The organism is Vibrio sp. D173a (assembly GCF_030248475.1).
Window position 1 is genome coordinate 1 of the sequence record NZ_JAHGAH010000063.1, and the last position, 17,858, is coordinate 17,858.

Below are 17,858 nucleotides of genomic sequence, written 5' to 3' on the forward strand. Positions count from 1 at the left end.
AAGTCACTTGGGTATATATCCCCTTGCAAATTCTATGTTGGCGGGATTTTTGCATTAGTTTGCATGTTTTTAATTGATTCAAGTAAGCGGCAACAGAATGCCGTTTGAGAGAAGTACCCAGATGAATAAATGGCTAGTAACCAGTGGTGTCCTGATGTCTTTACTCAGCGCAAACAGCTTTGCGTCGATGGGAAAGCGCTACGTTGCCACACCGCAGCAATCACAGTGGGAAATGGTGATGAATACGCCGTTGGAGTGTCAGCTTGTACATCCAATCCCAGGATTTGGTGACGCGGTATTTTCATCTCATGCAAGTAAAAAAATCAATTTGGATTTTGAATTGAAGATGCTCCGCCCTATGGGTGAAACGCGCAATGTCAGTTTGATTTCTATGCCACCACCTTGGCGTCCGGGCGAGAATGCTGATCGCATTACTAACCTTAAATTTTTCAAACAGTTTGATGGTTATGTTGGCGGACAAACCGCGTGGGGCATTCTCTCTGAGCTAGAAAAAGGCCGCTATCCAACGTTTAGCTACCAAGACTGGCAGAGCCGAGATCAGCGTATTGAGGTGGCGCTGTCTTCGGTACTGTTCCAAAACAAATACAACGCCTTTAGTAGCTGCATTGCTAACTTGCTGAAGTACAGCTTTGAAGATATTGCCTTCACGATTCTTCACTATGAGCGTCAAGGTGATCAGTTAACTAAAGCTTCGAAGAAACGTTTAGCGCAAATCGCTGATTACGTTCGCCATAACCAAGATATTGATTTGGTATTAGTGGCGACATACACAGATTCGACAGATGGTAAAAGTACGAGCCAAAGCTTATCTGAACGACGAGCGGAATCATTGCGCAGTTACTTCGAATCTTTGGGCTTATCTGGAGAGCGTATTCAAGTGCAAGGCTACGGCAAGCGTCGTCCGATTGCAGATAATGGGTCACCAATAGGTAAAGACAAGAACCGTCGCGTGGTGATTTCACTGGGGCGCACCCAGGTTTGATCTTAAATATTCACCAATACAAAAACGCCAGAGTCTGACTCTGGCGTTTTTTATCCGTTTGACGTTGTTTGATTCTATTAGTTGCCGCTTAGAGTTGCTTGGTGCTTAAGGCATATAATGAATGTTAGTTTAAGCGGAACTTAGCAATGATTTCGCAATTGGTTGCTGTGTCGATTTTCTCGACCTGCTTTGCGATCACAGGGTTTGGATGGCGCTTCATGAAATCAATGAGGGCCTTAGTACAGCAGCCGATTGAATCAATAAAGCTTGCGCAATCTCTATTCGGACATTGAGGGATCAGCGTCAGCACTTTCTCAGAAGCGAGTTGAAGGTATTTGAGCTCATATTCTGTGTCGCCTGCCCAGCGCCAAAATTGGGCAAGGTTGTGGCATGAAATCACCGAAATCAATAATCGCTCGTCGGCTTCTATTTCCACGCATTCGCTAATATCTTCACTCAGGCTAAGGGCTTGCTGGTAATGAAGAATGCTGCGAACAGGGTCATCTAGTTGAAGTGCCGTATCGGCTAGAAGTGTGTGTTTTTCCCATTCACTGATCATTATCGTTATCCCACATGTCGATGTTGGTGGTGAATCTAAACGATAATTATTATCAAGTAAAGTGATTTGTTGATAAAAGAAAGGCAGGTCTCAGACCTGCCTGTAAATAATAGCGAGTTTCAGTAGGAGAGGCTGAGTTAGCCCTCTAGGCCTGCTGATGCTTGTTTATTTTGAATCAGTTCAATCATGTAGCCATCTGGGTCTTTAACGAAAGCGATATGAGTCGTTCCGCCTTTTACTGGGCCCGCTTCGCGAGTCACGTTACCGCCAGCTGCTTTGATTGCGTCGCAAGTTGAGTAGATATCGTCTACGCCAATTGCGATGTGGCCAAATGCAGAGCCTAGGTCGTACTCGGTTTTACCCCAGTTGTAAGTCAGCTCAATGACGGCACCTTGAGACTCATCACCGTAACCAAGGAACGCCAGCGTGTATTCGTACTCTTTGTTTTCATTGGTACGAAGCAACTGCATGCCCATGACTTCAGTGTAGAACTTGATAGATTTGTCTAGATCACCCACGCGCAGCATGGTGTGAAGAATTCGACCGTTTGACATTATTTACTCCTAGCGATTGTTTCAGACGGGGTTATTCGTCTGGGTACACTTTTTCTTTACACTTTCTTTTGGTGGAGAGTACTCACACAGATCTTCGATGATACAGCTGCCACAGCGAGGTTTTCTCGCCACACAGGTATAGCGACCATGAAGGATCAGCCAGTGGTGTACATCAAGCTTAAACTCTTTTGGCACCACTTTAAGAAGTTTTTCTTCTACGTCGTCGACGGTTTTACCCATCGCAAACTTTGTACGGTTAGAAACACGATAGATGTGCGTGTCCACCGCGATAGTTGGCCAACCGAAGGCGGTATTCAGTACCACGTTAGCGGTTTTACGACCGACACCCGGCAAAGCTTCAAGTGCTGCACGATCTTCTGGTACTTCGCCGTTGTGCTTCTCTAGCAAGATCTTGCAAGTCTTGATGGTGTTCTCGGCTTTTGAATTAAACAGACCGATGGTTTTGATGTATTCCTTTAAACCATCGACACCCAAATCAAGAATGCCTTGTGGTGTGTTCGCTACTGTGTAAAGCTTGTCTGTTGCTTTGTTTACACTTACGTCTGTCGCCTGCGCAGAAAGCAGTACGGCGATAAGCAACTCAAACGGTGTGCTCCAGTTAAGCTCCGTCTGAGGATTGGGATTGTTTTCTCGTAGTCGTTCGAGAATTTCAATTCTTTTGACTTTGTTCATTGCTGACTTCCAAACCCGTCTTTGCGGTTTATGAAAAAGGCCCTACGAGTAGTAGAGCCTTGATTTTTTAATTTTTATATTATGCGTTAGTTACGCGGGCGCGCTCAATGGCTGGTTTTTCTTCTTTCGGCTGACGTGCCTGAATTGAGCTGTCGATAACGTTTTTCAACGCAATCAAAAGTCCTACGCCGATAAAAGCCCCTGGCGGCAATAATGCCAGTAAGAAGCTGCTATCGAAGTGGAAAACTTGAATACGCAGTGCCGCAGCCCAGTCACCCAATAGTAGGTCTGCGCCATCAAATAGAGTACCGTTACCGATAAGTTCACGCATAGCACCAAGTACAACCAATACCGTTGTCATACCCAGCCCCATCCAGAAACCATCCAATGCTGCTGGCAATGGATCATTCTTCGAAGCGTAAGCTTCCGCACGGCCGATGATAATACAGTTGGTTACGATCAGTGGGATGAAGATGCCCAGAGATAGATACAGTCCGTAGGCATAAGCGTTCATCAGGAGTTGAACACAAGTTACCAAGGCGGCGATGATCATAACGAAAACGGGAATACGGATTTCCTTTGGTACGTAGTTACGAATCAGTGAAACTGTCAGGTTAGAACCGACAAGCACCAACAAAGTCGCAATACCCAAACCAAGGGCGTTGGTAATAGTGGAAGAAACCGCAAGCAGAGGACACAAACCCAGAAGTTGCACTAGGGCAGGGTTGTTGCTCCACATGCCGTTTTTCATTAGCAGTTTATTTTCACTCATGGTTGCCTCCTGCGCAGTCTAGGGGCTGATTTAGAATCTCATCACGAGACTTATTTACGTAGTTTACTGTGTTTCTCACCGCTTTCACTACCGCACGAGGGGTAATGGTTGCGCCAGTAAACTGATCGAAATCGCCACCATCTTTACGAACTCGCCAAGAATTCCAGTTACTTTCTGTCACTTGCTTACCAGTGAAGCTCAAGATCCAGTCCGTAACACGTAGATCAATTTTATCACCCAACCCCGGTGTTTCTTGATGGCTCAGGATACGAGTACCGAGGATCTTGCCTTGGTTATCGATGCCAGTGATGATTTTGATTTCACCGTTGTAGCCATCTGGTGCGATGGATTCAATCGCCATTGCCGTCGGTTGGCCATCTTTAGTCGCAATGTAAGTTGGCATCGAGCGAACTGTGCCTAGATCGGGCGCAGATACCATGGTACATGCCGCGACAAGGTTGTTGTCATGCATTTCTTCCGGAATCACTTGGTTAAGAACCGACAGCAATTGCTTCTGTTCCTGAAGCTTAATTTGATCTTTTGTTAGGTACTGAGTCAGTGCCACAAGACCGGTTGTAGCACAGGCGAAGATCGCCAATGTCAGACCATTTTTTCTAATAGCGGTTAACATGTTTACCTCAGTGACCGTAAGTTCTAGGTTTGGTGTAGTAGTCGATCAACGGTACACACATATTGGCAAGCAGAACAGCGAATGCAACACCATCTGGGAAGCCACCCCAACTACGAATAATGAATACCAACGCGCCGATCAGAGCACCGAAAATTAAGCGACCTTTCACGGTCGTTGATGCTGAAACAGGATCGGTTGCGATAAAGAATGCGCCTAACATCGTTGCACCTGAAAGCAGGTGGAAGATTGGTGACGCGGTTTCTCCCGGCATGATCAAGCTAAACACGGTACTAAACACTGCCAAGCTAACTAGGAAACCAACAGGAATGTACCATTGGATGATGCGCTTTTTGATCATCACTAGGCCACCAACCAAGTAAGCTAGGTTTACCCATTGCCAACCGATACCCGCAAGGCCACCAAACATTGGTTGTGATAGCACCTCACTTGGCGTTGCACCAGTATGAATGCCAGTTTTGAATGCATCTAATGGGGTTGCCATTGTTACGCCATCCACACCAGCGCGAACTTGTTGCAGTGACAAACCATCAAAGTCATAGCCAGTGAAGATCAGAGACAACGCGTCTGCAAAAGTCACGTGCTCAGACATCAATGAAACAGGCGCGCTCCAACTTGTCATTTGGACAGGGAAGGAGATAAGCAATACAACGTAAGCGACCATTGCTGGGTTAAATAGGTTTTGGCCAATACCACCGTATAAGTGCTTCGCAATAACGATGGCAAAAATCAAACCGATAACCATGATCCACCAAGGAGACCATGGTGGGATTGCCACAGCTAATAGCCATGCTGTCACGATGGCACTGTTATCACGTAGCGCACGCATTGGAGAACGCTTACGCACAAGCATGACTAATGCTTCAAGTGACACTGCGACCGCGATGGCAAACACGAGTTGAATGATAGTTCCCCAACCAAAGAAGTAGGTTTGAGCCACTAAGCCAGGAATAGCGCACAGAGCTACCCATTTCATCAAATCAGGCGTGCTGCGACGGCTGTGAGCATGTGGTGAACTGGCAATAAAAAACGACATTACTCGTTCTCCTCAGTATTGTTCTTATTCGCTTCTTGCTGAGCTTTACGTGCTTTAGCGCGAGCAATGGCTGCGGCAACCGCGGCTTTCTTCGGATCTTCAGCTTGTTCGGCAGGTGTTTCCGCTTCTGTTGATTCAGTAGAGCCTTCTTGCTGGGTTTTACGCGCTTTAGCACGAGCAATGGCTGCGGCAACCGCAGCTTTCTTCGGATCCACTTCCGGTTCTTCAGAAGGAGCTTCCGCTTCAACAGATTCTGTTTGTGCTTCTTGCTGAGCTTTGCGTGCTTTGGCTCGAGCAATGGCTGCGGCTACTGCAGCTTTCTTTGGATCTTCAGATTGTTCTGCTGGTGTTTCCATTTCTGCAGACTCAGTAGAAACTTCTTGCTGAGCTTTACGTGCCTTAGCGCGAGCAATAGCAGCGGCAACTGCAGCTTTCTTTGGATCTTCAGATTGTTCTGCTGGTGTTTCCGCTTCTGCAGATTCCGTAGAGTCTTCTTGCTGAGCTTTGCGTGCTTTTGCACGGGCAATAGCTGCGGCAACAGCGGCTTTCTTCGGATCTTCCGCTTGTTCTGTAGGCGCTTCAGCTTCTACAGATTCGGTTGAATCTTCTTGTTGTGCTTTTTTCGCTTTAGCTCTGGCGATAGCTGCTGCGATGGCTGCTTTCTTATCACCAGCTTCAGTAGATGTTGATGCGTCTTCTTGCTGAGCTTTCTTCGCCTTAGCACGAGCAATAGCGGCTGCAACCGCTGACTTCTTATCGTCAGCATTATCTGCAGATGTGACATCTTGCTCTTTTTGCGCTTTGCGTTCGCGAGCAAGACGTTTACGTTCTTCGCGTAGCTTCGCCATTTCTGAGTTATCAGGCTCGGCTGCACCAGATTGAGCCGCCGCAGCTTGTTTGGCTTTTGCTTTGGCAATCGCGGCTGCAACCGCAGGTTTCACAGCTGGTTCCGCTTTGGCTTCGGCATTGTCTTTTTGTGCTTTCACGCGAGCGATGGCTGCAGCAATCGCATCGTCACCGCCAGAGGCTTTCATGTCTTTACGACGATCATCTGCGGCTTTCTTAAAGCGATTTTCACGTTCTGCTTTTTCGCGTTCCATACGCGCTTTCTTCTCTTCAAAGCGCAGCTTAGCTCGTTCAGCTGCTGCCGCTTCTTGAGCGCGTGTACGGATTTCAGCTTTCGCTTGACGATAGTATTGAACCAGTGGGATTTCACTCGGGCACACAAACGCGCACGCGCCACATTCAATACAGTCTTTTAAGTTCAGCTCTTCGAGCTTTTCGTATTCTTGGCTTTTTGCATACCACTGAAGCTGCTGTGGCAATAGCGAGGCAGGGCACGCTTCCGCACATTGGCTACAACGGATACATTCCATTTCGTATTGGTCAGAAGCGATCTCACGACGCTTCGGCGCCAAAATACAGTTTGCCGTTTTAGTGATAGGAACCTGAGCGTGGGGGAGGGTAAAGCCCATCATTGGACCACCCATGATCAGGCGCTGAAGTTTCTTATCTGCTTTGTAGCCAAACTCGTCTAAAAGTGCTTGTACTGGCGTACCAAGTAGCGTCCAAACGTTACGTGGTTGCTTGAAGGTCTTACCCGTCAGAGTCACGATGCGATTTACTACAGGTTCGCCATCGATCACTGCACGTTTAATTGAGTAGAGAGAACCAACGTTTTGAACCAGGATGCCAATATCTGCAGGGATAGCGCCGCTAGGAACTTCTTTGTTGGTCAAAATCTTGATGAGCTGCTTCTCACCACCAGAAGGGTATTTGGTTGGGATAACGCGGATCACGATGTCTTTGTTCATCGCCGCTTGTTCCAGCGCTTTGATTGCTGCTGGCTTGTTATCTTCAATACCAATGATGGTCAGTTTTGGCTTAAGGATATGCTCGACGATCTCGATACCTTGGATCAGTTCGTCTGCATGTTCCTGCATGAGTTTGTCATCGGCGGTGATGTAAGGTTCACATTCTGCCGCATTAACGATAAGAATTTCGGTACGTGCAATACCCGATTGGATCTTCTTAGCGGTAGGGAAGCCTGCGCCACCCATGCCAGAGATACCAGCAAGGCGGATCACGTCGATCAATGCATCAGCGGATTCTTGGGTGTAATCGGCAATCGGCGCTTTCTCACACCAAGTATCGTTACCATCTGGCGTAATCACAGCGCACAGTTCGCTTAAACCTGATGGGTGCGCAACAGTGCGTGGCTCAATAGCTGTTATTTGCCCAGAAGTTGGAGCATGAACAGGAACGGTGAAGCCACTGTCTGACGCCGTTAGCTGTTGACCTTTCAACACGGTGTCACCAACAGCAATCAACAGATTACCTGCTTTACCGATGTGTTGTTTTAAAGGTAGGACGATTTCCGACGGAATGGCTGCATGAACCAATTCAGTTTTGTTGGATTGCTTTTTGTTTTCTGCCGGATGCACGCCGCCTGGGAAATCCCATAGCGAACCAGTACGAATTTGTTCAATCAAAGACAACATACGAAACCTTATTTAATTGAATCAGTCACGTTCGCTGCGTTGGCAGCATCCGTAATGTTAACTACTGGAATAGCGTTAAGCTTCCACTTCCAGCTCTCTGTGGTGGTTTCCACAGGAATCATTTCAATACAGTCAGTTGGACAAGGAGCAACACACAAGTCACAACCGGTACACTCGTCTTTGATAACAGTATGAAGGGCTTTAGTACCACCAACAATCGCATCCACAGGGCACGCTTGAATACATTTGGTACAACCGATACACATGTCTTCATGGATGAAAGCAACGGTTTTGACTTTGCTGTCGAGATCGTGTGCCGACTCTTCCGCTTCGACGCCCATCAAATCCGCCAGTTTTTCAATGGTCGTTTGACCGCCTGGAGGACATTTATTGATTTTATCGCCATTCGCGATTGCTTCTGCGTATGGACGACAACCAGGGTAGCCACATTGGCCACACTGAGTTTGCGGTAGAATAGAGTCGATTTGATCGACAATTGGATCCGCTTCGACTTTGAAGCGAATCGATGCAAAACCGAGTATCGCTCCGAAAACCGCGGCGAGGGCAGCAAGAGCGATGATCGCAATTAAAATCGTACTCATCGTTTACTTCACCAAACCTGTAAAGCCCATAAAGGCAAGAGACATAAGGCCTGCGGTGATCATCGCAATCGATGCGCCTTTAAATGGCACAGGTACGTCAGCGGCGGCAATACGTTCACGCATTGACGCAAATAGGATCAGTACCAAGGAGAAGCCAACCGCTGCGCCAAAACCGTAAATGATCGATTCGATAAAGTTGTGGTTCTCGTTGATGTTAAGCAGAGCAACACCTAGAACCGCGCAGTTCGTTGTGATCAGAGGTAGGAAGATACCCAGCAGACGATACAGCGTTGGGCTGGTTTTGTGCACGACCATTTCGGTGAACTGTACAACAACAGCGATCACCAAAATAAAGCTCATGGTTCGTAGATATTCGATGCCCAGTGGACGCAAAACATAGCTTTCCACCAAGTATGCACACACAGACGCGAGCGTTAGTACAAAAGTTGTAGCTAAGCCCATGCCAATTGCTGTTTCCAGTTTTTTAGACACGCCCATAAAAGGACACAAGCCTAAAAACTTCACCAGTACAAAGTTGTTCACCAGCACAGTGCCGACCAACAACAAAATATATTCGGTCATAGTTATTACGTTCTTAAAATCCGATCCCAATATTATCGTGTTTTGTGACCTCAATAACAACCAGAGAACGGTGTGGTTTTATGCACTCGATGGAAAATTATACGTGTATGTGATGTGAGCGGATGAATTAATCAGAAATTGAAAAGTTTGATGAATGGTTGTTAACAAAGAGAAACGCAATTACCGCCACTGATTTAACGCACGCGTTGTTGATGGTTTTGGTATCACTCGTATGGTTCGCCAGAAACGATAAAAGCTCATACCCCTAATGAGTTAAAGGCATGAGCTTTGATTATTTTACAATCTCACGATTACAGTTTTTCTGTAAACGTTCGGCTGATCACGTCTTGTTGTTGCTCTCGAGTTAGCGAGTTAAAACGTACCGCGTAGCCGGACACTCGAATCGTCAACTGAGGGTATTTCTCTGGATGTTCAACCGCATCCAATAACATCTCTCGATTCAGAACGTTGACGTTAAGGTGTTGACCACCTTCAATTGCAATGCCCTCGTTGCTTGCTTCGTGATGGAAGTAACCATCCATTAGCGCGGCTAGGTTTTTCTTCTGACTTAATTCATCTTTACCCAGTGCGTTAGGCACAATTGAGAAGGTGTAAGAAATACCATCTTTCGCGTAAGCAAACGGCAGTTTAGATACCGATGCCAAAGACGCAACTGCACCTTTTTCATCACGACCGTGCATTGGGTTTGCACCCGGGCCAAAAGGCATACCTGCGCGACGGCCATCTGGTGTATTACCCGTTTTTTTGCCGTAAACCACATTAGATGTGATTGTTAGGATCGATTGAGTTGGTACTGCTTCGCGGTAAGTGTGCATCTTCTGAATTTTCTTCATGAAGCGCTCAACCAGATCACAAGCGATGTCATCGACACGAGCATCGTTGTTACCAAATTTTGGATAATCACCTTCGATTTCAAAATCAACGGCGATGCCATCTTCATCACGAACAGGCTTCACGGTCGCGTATTTAATTGCCGCCAAAGAGTCAGCGACAACAGACAGACCTGCAATACCACACGCCATAGTGCGGTGCACGTCGCGATCCATCAATGCCATCAGTGATGCTTCGTAGCTGTAACGGTCATGCGAGTAATGGATGATGTTCAACGCTGTCACGTATTGTGTTGCAAGCCATTCCAACATGTTGTCGAAGCGTGGCATCAAAGCGTCAAAGTCGAGAATTTCATCTTGAACTTTGTCCACTACCGGACCCACTTGCGCTTTCGATTTTTCGTCGATACCACCATTGATAGTGTAAAGCAGCGCTTTTGCAAGGTTGGCACGTGCACCAAAGAACTGCATGTGTTGACCAACAATCTGCGGGCTCACACAACATGCAATCGCGTAGTCGTCATTGTCGAAATCAGGACGCATTAGATCGTCGTTTTCGTATTGAACAGAAGAGGTATCAATTGACACTTTTGCCGCGTATTGCTTGAACGCTTCTGGCAATTGCTCTGACCAAAGAATCGTCATGTTTGGCTCAGGTGCTGGGCCCATAGTATGTAGTGTATGTAAGTATCGGAATGTCGTTTTAGATACTAGTGTACGGCGATCAACACCCATACCTGCCATCGCTTCTGTTGCCCAGATAGGGTCGCCAGAGAACAATGAATCGTACTCTGGTGTACGAAGGAAGCGAACCATGCGCAGTTTCATGATGAAGTGGTCAATCATCTCTTGCGCTTGTGATTCATCAATCAAGCCATTTGCGATATCACGCTCTAGGTAAACGTCTAGGAAAGTCGATGTACGACCTAATGACATTGCTGCGCCATTTTGTGATTTAACTGCGGCCAAGTAACCAAAGTAGGTAAATTGAATCGCTTCTTGCGCTGTTTTTGCAGGTAGCGACATATCAATGCTGTATTTCAAACCCATTTGACGAATGTCTTCAAGCGCTTGAACTTGGTCTGCAATTTCTTCACGTAGACGAAGCGTTTTCTCAAGATCGCCACCGCGCTCTAGGAAAGTTTGTGTCGAGTTGTATTGCTCTTTTTTGTCTGCTTTTAAGAAGTCGATACCGTAAAGAGCGATACGACGGTAGTCACCAATGATACGACCACGGCCATAGGCATCAGGGAGACCAGTGATGATGCCTGATTTACGACACGCTAAGATTTCTTTGGTGTAAAGGTCGAAACACGCTTTGTTGTGAGTTTTACGGTACTCAGTGAAGATCTTTTCAACCGTCGGATCTAATTCACGGCCATAAACTTCGCACGAGTTTTTCACCATGCGAATACCACCATTAGCGATGATTGCACGCTTTAGAGGCTGATCGGTTTGTAAGCCAACGATCTTTTCCAGATCTTTATTGATGTAACCCGCATCGTGAGAAGTAATCGTTGACGGCAGATCGGTATCGAAATCAACAGGCGCGTGTGTGCGGCTTTCTTGTTTAATGCCTTCAAGCACTTGGTTCCATAATGCTGAAGTAGATGCGCTAACCTCGGCTAAGAAGGACTCGTCTCCCTCATAGGGTGTGTAGTTTTTTTGGATGAAGTCACGAGTGTTGACAGAGTTTTGCCACTCACCAGCTGTGAATCCAGCCCATGCGTCTAGCATATCAGTCGTCGGAATAGTCATTAGTAAATCCCTAAATTATTGATAAATAGAATGGAGGCGACGAGTAGGACGGAACCATTCTTAACCCTGTCAATCGTATGGATTTACAATCTATGAGTAAAATGAATGCTTTTCATTTTTTGAATGATTAAATTGCATTAATATCAAATTCAATACCTTATGTATTTAAATTGCCTTGAGAGATGCAAATTTATTGTTGATACAGTGAACTTGTGGACGAATGGATAGTACAAGCCGTTGCCGATAGAGCTTAAGTTAGCCTGACTTACAAAGATACGAACTGAGGAAACGAAAAGCACTTATCTTGATGTTGACGTTCAAGAAGGGCAGATACGAAAAAAGCCCAGTTTTTCAACTGGGCTTTTCGTGAATTTGGCTCCTCCTGCTGGGCTCGAACCAGCGACCTGCGGATTAACAGTCCGTCGCTCTACCAACTGAGCTAAGGAGGAATTGCTTTGCTTGAAAGCGGGTCGAATCTTACCGAGCAGCCCTAATTCTGTCAACACCCAAAAAACACATTTTTAGCAAAAAATCATGCATTTTATTCTTTACTTTTTTGTAGTCCTTGCCAGTAAAGGGCTAGAGTTACTTATCCACTAAAATTGTGGATAACTATGTTGATGAGATCTGAGTAAAGATCTTTTATATGCAATCGAATTGCTTTGGTTTGAATTTTTAAGCAGAAATATGCAATTAATAGTCAAATAAAACAGTAATTTATTTAAATTAACTCAGAATTGCGCAAAGTGGATAAGATTCAGCCTTTTGGGGATAAAGAATAATATTGGCTGTTTTTGGGGAAAAGTTGTGGAAACTGAATTTAGATGATCTGGGAAGCTTCATCAAGTAGGGCGGAAGACTATAACAGAGTCACCAAACTAAGGCTAGACCAAAATAGAGAAAGCGCAAAAATTAATCGTAATGAGCTATAAATGTAAAATAGACGTAGATTTCATCTAACAAGGTGTATATATATACAGCCAAAGTGCAGGAAATTTGAGGAAGGGTATGAGTAAAGTTTATGAACTGGTCTCTGAATATCAACCATCCGGTGATCAGCCAACCGCCATCAAACAGTTATTAGAGGGTTTAGACTCAGGCCTTGCCCATCAGACTCTGTTGGGTGTAACGGGCTCGGGTAAAACATTCACACTGGCAAACGTAATTGCAGAAGCGCAGCGTCCGGCGATTCTTCTCGCGCCAAACAAAACACTTGCCGCGCAACTGTACGGCGAGATGAAAGCCTTCTTCCCAAATAATGCCGTTGAATACTTCGTTTCTTACTACGATTACTATCAACCCGAAGCTTATGTGCCAACGACGGATACCTTTATTGAAAAAGACGCGTCGGTGAATGCTCACATAGAGCAGATGCGTTTATCGGCAACAAAAGCATTATTGGAACGCAAAGATGCAATCATTGTTGCGTCGGTTTCGGCCATTTATGGCTTGGGTGACCCAGAGTCGTACCTACAAATGATGCTTCACTTGCGCCGCGGTGATGTGATTGACCAGCGCGACATGCTGCGTCGTCTTGCAGAACTTCAATATTCACGTAACGATGTCGCGTTTGAGCGTGGCCAGTTCCGTGTGCGTGGTGAAGTCATTGACATCTTCCCTGCGGAATCAGACCAAGACGCTGTGCGCGTAGAGATGTTTGACGATGAAGTCGACTGTATCAGCGTATTTGACCCATTGACTGGTGTGGTCAAACAGCGAGACCTGCCGCGTTATACGATTTACCCAAAGACGCACTATGTCACGCCACGTGAGCGTATTCTTGATGCCATTGAAAGCATTAAAGACGAGCTTGAAGTGCGTAAGAAGCAGCTGTTAGACAACAACAAACTCCTAGAAGAGCAACGTATCAGCCAGCGCACTCAATTTGACATTGAGATGATGAACGAGCTGGGTTTCTGTTCCGGTATCGAAAACTACTCTCGTTACTTAAGTGGACGAGCGGAGGGGGAGCCGCCACCAACGCTATTTGACTACTTACCTCACGATGGCTTGCTGATCATCGACGAATCACACGTTACCGTACCGCAAATTGGCGCGATGTATAAAGGTGACCGCTCACGTAAAGAGACGCTGGTGGAGTTTGGTTTCCGTTTGCCTTCTGCGTTGGATAACCGCCCGATGAAATTCGAAGAGTTCGAGGCGATTTCTCCGCAGACAATATTTGTTTCTGCTACGCCGGGTAACTACGAATTTGAGAAGTCAGCCGATGAGATTGCGGACCAGGTTGTGCGTCCAACGGGTCTGCTCGATCCGGAATTAGAAGTTCGCCCAGTTGCTACTCAGGTTGATGATCTATTGTCTGAGATTCGAATTCGCGCAGCGCAACACGAGCGTGTTCTTGTGACTACGCTAACCAAGCGTATGGCAGAAGACTTAACCGAATACCTGCACGAGCACGATGTGAAAGTTCGTTACCTTCACTCAGACATTGATACGGTTGAGCGTGTAGAAATCATTCGCGACCTTCGTTTGGGTGAATTTGATGTATTGGTTGGGATCAACTTATTGCGAGAAGGTCTCGATATGCCAGAAGTCTCGCTGGTGGCAATCTTGGATGCAGACAAAGAAGGCTTCTTGCGTTCAGAGCGTTCATTGATCCAGACCATTGGTCGTGCGGCTCGTAACATCAAAGGTAAAGCGATTCTTTACGCAGATTCGATCACTAAGTCGATGAAGAAAGCGATGGACGAAACTGATCGTCGTCGAGAGAAGCAAAAAGCGTATAACGCAGAGATGGGGATTGAGCCTCAAGCCTTGAAGCGAAATATTAAAGACATCATGGAGTTGGGGGATATCACCAAATCGAAGCGTCAGCGTAATACTAAGCAAGTGCCGCTATCGAAAGTGGCAGAGCCTTCTCAGACTTACGAGATCATGTCTCCACAACAGCTGGAGAAAGAGATCAGTCGTTTGGAAGCAGCGATGTACCAACACGCTCAAGATCTTGAATTTGAATTGGCGGCCCAGAAACGTGACGAGATTGAAAAGCTGCGCGCTCAATTTATCGCGAACAGTTAACTCTTCTCTAAGCGTAATTTCATTGCCACATCTAATGCCCGAGTGATTGTATCTACGACCATAGCTCGGGTATGTCCCGCGCCCAAATCTGCAGACAAAAAAAAGCCAATAGGCAGTCGGATCTATTGGCTCGTTCTGTGAACATGTCGTTCACTAACAACGTCAGTTGGCTAGGTGACCCGAGGGGTCAAAAAGTATCCAGCATGGTTTATGCCATAATTTAACCTGTTGATATTCGGTTTACTTTGTTTAGAATACCCACAGTCTAAAAAATGATTATTTGCAAAATGCAAAGCGTAATGCGATTATTATTTAAAACACAACGAAAAATCGGCTAGGCTATGCAACAAATAACAGAAGGTCAAAAGTCTCGTTATCTACTTATGGTAGAAGACACCGCATCCGTTGCGGCACTCTACCGTTCTTACCTCACGCCACTTGGCATCGATATCAATATTGTCGGAACAGGCAGAGACGCCATTGAAAGCCTGAACCATCGCATTCCTGATCTTATTCTGCTCGATCTTCGTCTACCTGATATGACGGGGATGGACGTATTGCACGCGGTGAAGAAAAGCCATCCAGACGTGCCAATCATCTTCATGACAGCCCATGGTTCTATCGATACTGCGGTAGAGGCGATGCGCCACGGTTCTCAAGACTTCCTAATCAAACCATGTGAAGCAGACCGTTTACGTGTCACGGTGAACAATGCGATCCGTAAAGCAACCAAATTAAAGAATGAAGCTGACAACCCCGGTAACCAAAATTACCAAGGCTTCATCGGCAGTAGCCAAACGATGCAGCAGGTTTACCGCACCATTGACTCGGCAGCGAGCAGTAAAGCGAGTATTTTCATCACGGGTGAAAGTGGTACGGGTAAAGAAGTGTGTGCCGAAGCGATTCACGCAGCAAGCAAACGCGGTGATAAGCCGTTTATCGCCATCAACTGTGCGGCAATCCCGAAAGACCTTATTGAAAGTGAGCTGTTTGGTCACGTAAAAGGTGCGTTTACTGGTGCTGCGAATGACCGACAAGGTGCGGCAGAGCTTGCTGATGGCGGCACCTTGTTCCTTGATGAACTCTGTGAAATGGACTTGGATCTTCAAACTAAGCTATTGCGCTTTATCCAAACGGGTACATTCCAAAAAGTCGGTTCTTCTAAAATGAAGAGCGTGGATGTGCGCTTTGTGTGTGCAACTAACCGAGACCCTTGGAAAGAAGTGCAAGAAGGCCGTTTCCGTGAAGACTTGTATTACCGTTTGTACGTGATTCCTTTGCACCTTCCGCCGCTGCGTGAGCGTGGTGAAGATGTTATTGAAATTGCATACTCGCTGCTTGGTTATATGTCTCACGAGGAAGGCAAGAGTTTCGTCCGTTTCGCACAAGACGTGATTGAAAGATTCAACAGCTACGAATGGCCGGGTAACGTTCGCCAATTGCAAAACGTATTACGTAATATCGTGGTACTGAACAATGGCAAAGAGATCACGCTGGATATGTTACCGCCACCACTGAATCAGCCTGTTGTGCGCCAATCGGTAGCAAAATTTATTGAACCTGACATTATGACGGTGTCAGATATTATGCCGCTTTGGATGACAGAGAAAATGGCCATCGAGCAGGCAATTCAAGCGTGTGAAGGCAACATTCCACGCGCTGCTGGCTATTTGGATGTTAGCCCATCAACGATTTATCGCAAGTTGCAAGCTTGGAATAGCAAGGACGAAAAACAAAACGTATGAATACGGACGTATTAAATCAGCAAAAAATTGAAGAACTTTCTGCGGAAATTGGCAGCGATAATGTTCCTGTTTTGCTTGATATTTTTCTTGGGGAAATGGGCTCCTACATTGGCACTTTAACTGAACTTCAGGGCTCAGAGCAGCTGTTGTATTTAAAAGAGATCAGCCATGCATTGAAAAGCAGTGCTGCAAGCTTTGGCGCAGATCGATTGTGTGAACTAGCGATTGCCATCGACAAGAAAGCAAAAGCGAATCAATTGCAAGAGCAGGGGATGGAGACGAGCGAAATGCTCGATTTACTTCATATCACTCGTGACGCCTACCGTTCTTGGACAAACTAACGTTTCGCGCAAGACATTAAGCGTAACGCAAAAACACAAAGCCCTTCCGGTGTGGAAAGGCTTTTTTGTTTAGGGAGTTTGCTCCGAATCGAAGCCGCTTTCTCAATGCTTTTCGTCTAGTCAGACAGTAATTGATTTTCAATCGCGAGCTTTAGTTTGTCTCGGTCGTGGCGCCAATCACGGTTCGTTGAAGCCAATGACTCATTGACTACGTTCCAGTTATCCAGCACTTCTTGCTCAGTCTCTTCAGCCAGTACCACATCGATCTTACGGCCTTGGCACGCACGCTCACACCATTCAAGCTTTTGCTTCATCGTCATACGGCCAGCAGGGCCATATTCTGGGCTCAAGTTTGCCACAAAGATGACTTTTGCCTTTTGGTTAGCAGCAATCGCTTTACCAATTTCAGGCAGCAATAGCGGCGGCATGATGCTCGTTAAGAAGCTGCCTGGACCAAGAATGATGACATCTGCTTCTGAAAGCGTCGTAACGGCTTCTTTGGTTGCAGGGACTTCCGGTGACAGATCAAGACGACGTAGATCGGTTTCCATTTCATCCACATTGGTTTCACCTGTGACCCATTGCCCATTTACTGATAGAGCCGTTAGGTCGGAAGGGTGCTCAGACATAGGCAGAATGTTTACATCGACCTTAAGCATATTGCGAATAAGGTTGATCGCATCTAGTGGTCGTACCGACAGGTTGTCCAATGCCGTCAGCATCAAGTTACCTAGGTTGTGTCCATCTAACTCGCCAGTACCTTTAAATCGGTACTCAAACATCATCGAGCTGATTGATGGTTCGGTGATTAACTGGTTGATACAGTTACGAGTATCACCCCAAGCAATACCACCCTGACAATGACGAATACGGCCCGTAGAACCGCCATTATCTGTTGTCGCAACAATGCCAGTCGCATTGCCGCCAAAATCTTTTAATGCCGCTAACATACGGCCCAAACCGTGACCACCGCCAACTGCGACCACTTTCTTATCGGTGTAGATATTCATTACGTTCTTCTAATAATCTTGTAAAAAAACGACTACAATTTAACTTAATGAGTGCCAAAGAGGTACTCACTAAGCGGTAAATTGTGTTTCCAGAGAGTTTTTTATCACTCAAGTCTGGATTCCATTACAAATATTAAGTATTTTACACTGCAAAGCTATCAGG

At 46.1% G+C, this 17,858-nt stretch carries 15 protein-coding genes and 1 tRNA gene; 4 read left to right on the forward strand and 12 right to left on the reverse strand.

What is annotated here, in order from left to right; all coding sequences use genetic code 11:
• Positions 1 to 121 precede the first annotated feature (121 nt).
• The gene (locus tag KIV40_RS07145; protein ID WP_010645731.1) at positions 122 to 1,003 is read left to right on the forward strand and encodes an OmpA family protein; all 882 of its coding nucleotides are present in this window, start codon (positions 122 to 124) and stop codon (positions 1,001 to 1,003) included.
• A gap of 124 nt (positions 1,004 to 1,127) precedes the next feature.
• Here the strand turns inward: KIV40_RS07145 and KIV40_RS07150 are convergent, their stop codons facing one another.
• The 11 genes from KIV40_RS07150 to KIV40_RS07200 all read right to left on the reverse strand — a co-directional run bounded on the left by KIV40_RS07150 (position 1,128) and on the right by KIV40_RS07200 (position 12,009).
• Positions 1,128 to 1,562 carry a DUF2753 domain-containing protein gene (locus tag KIV40_RS07150; RefSeq protein ID WP_005536418.1) on the reverse strand — a complete coding sequence of 145 codons (435 nt, stop codon included), beginning with the start codon at positions 1,560 to 1,562 and terminating at the stop codon, positions 1,128 to 1,130.
• A gap of 137 nt (positions 1,563 to 1,699) precedes the next feature.
• On the reverse strand, positions 1,700 to 2,116 hold the full coding sequence (gene gloA / locus KIV40_RS07155) for a lactoylglutathione lyase (protein ID WP_005536423.1): 417 nt from the start codon (positions 2,114 to 2,116) through the stop codon (positions 1,700 to 1,702).
• Between the two features lie 21 nt (positions 2,117 to 2,137).
• Positions 2,138 to 2,809 carry an endonuclease III gene (gene nth / locus KIV40_RS07160; protein ID WP_285348483.1) on the reverse strand — a complete coding sequence of 224 codons (672 nt, stop codon included), beginning with the start codon at positions 2,807 to 2,809 and terminating at the stop codon, positions 2,138 to 2,140.
• 79 nt (positions 2,810 to 2,888) lie between these two features.
• A complete protein-coding gene (locus KIV40_RS07165) occupies positions 2,889 to 3,581 on the reverse strand; it encodes an electron transport complex subunit E (protein ID WP_010449409.1) in 693 nt (230 codons plus the stop codon).
• Positions 3,574 to 4,212: an electron transport complex subunit RsxG gene (gene rsxG, locus KIV40_RS07170; RefSeq protein ID WP_005536427.1), complete on the reverse strand. Its 639-nt coding sequence runs from the start codon at positions 4,210 to 4,212 to the stop codon at positions 3,574 to 3,576. The genes KIV40_RS07165 and rsxG overlap by 8 nt, the downstream gene beginning before the upstream one ends.
• A 7-nt stretch (positions 4,213 to 4,219) precedes the next feature.
• Positions 4,220 to 5,266 carry an electron transport complex subunit RsxD gene (gene rsxD, locus KIV40_RS07175; RefSeq protein ID WP_285348484.1) on the reverse strand — a complete coding sequence of 349 codons (1,047 nt, stop codon included), beginning with the start codon at positions 5,264 to 5,266 and terminating at the stop codon, positions 4,220 to 4,222.
• Positions 5,266 to 7,767 carry an electron transport complex subunit RsxC gene (gene rsxC / locus KIV40_RS07180; protein WP_285348486.1) on the reverse strand — a complete coding sequence of 834 codons (2,502 nt, stop codon included), beginning with the start codon at positions 7,765 to 7,767 and terminating at the stop codon, positions 5,266 to 5,268. The genes rsxD and rsxC overlap by 1 nt, the downstream gene beginning before the upstream one ends.
• 8 nt (positions 7,768 to 7,775) lie before the next feature.
• Positions 7,776 to 8,369: an electron transport complex subunit RsxB gene (rsxB, locus tag KIV40_RS07185; protein WP_285348487.1), complete on the reverse strand. Its 594-nt coding sequence runs from the start codon at positions 8,367 to 8,369 to the stop codon at positions 7,776 to 7,778.
• Positions 8,370 to 8,372: 3 nt separating this feature from the next.
• Positions 8,373 to 8,951, reverse strand: a complete 579-nt coding sequence (rsxA, locus tag KIV40_RS07190; RefSeq protein WP_005425202.1) for an electron transport complex subunit RsxA — start codon at positions 8,949 to 8,951, stop codon at positions 8,373 to 8,375.
• Positions 8,952 to 9,262: 311 nt separating this feature from the next.
• Positions 9,263 to 11,560 carry a formate C-acetyltransferase gene (gene pflB / locus KIV40_RS07195; protein WP_285348488.1) on the reverse strand — a complete coding sequence of 766 codons (2,298 nt, stop codon included), beginning with the start codon at positions 11,558 to 11,560 and terminating at the stop codon, positions 9,263 to 9,265.
• 373 nt (positions 11,561 to 11,933) lie between these two features.
• Positions 11,934 to 12,009, reverse strand: a tRNA-Asn gene (locus KIV40_RS07200).
• A 559-nt stretch (positions 12,010 to 12,568) separates the two neighbouring features.
• Here KIV40_RS07200 and uvrB point away from each other — a divergent pair.
• The 3 genes from uvrB to luxU all read left to right on the forward strand — a co-directional run bounded on the left by uvrB (position 12,569) and on the right by luxU (position 16,685).
• Positions 12,569 to 14,599, forward strand: coding sequence for an excinuclease ABC subunit UvrB (uvrB, locus tag KIV40_RS07205; protein ID WP_285348490.1), 2,031 nt, complete (start codon positions 12,569 to 12,571; stop codon positions 14,597 to 14,599).
• A 341-nt stretch (positions 14,600 to 14,940) separates the two neighbouring features.
• Positions 14,941 to 16,344 (forward strand): quorum-sensing sigma-54 dependent transcriptional regulator LuxO, encoded by a 1,404-nt coding sequence (luxO, locus tag KIV40_RS07210; RefSeq protein WP_005433212.1) that lies wholly within the window; start codon positions 14,941 to 14,943, stop codon positions 16,342 to 16,344.
• Positions 16,341 to 16,685 (forward strand): quorum-sensing phosphorelay protein LuxU, encoded by a 345-nt coding sequence (gene luxU / locus KIV40_RS07215; RefSeq protein ID WP_285348493.1) that lies wholly within the window; start codon positions 16,341 to 16,343, stop codon positions 16,683 to 16,685. Before luxO ends, luxU begins: the two co-directional genes overlap by 4 nt.
• A 116-nt stretch (positions 16,686 to 16,801) precedes the next feature.
• Here the strand turns inward: luxU and KIV40_RS07220 are convergent, their stop codons facing one another.
• Positions 16,802 to 17,695: a YvcK family protein gene (locus KIV40_RS07220; RefSeq protein WP_285348495.1), complete on the reverse strand. Its 894-nt coding sequence runs from the start codon at positions 17,693 to 17,695 to the stop codon at positions 16,802 to 16,804.
• Positions 17,696 to 17,858 lie beyond the last annotated feature (163 nt).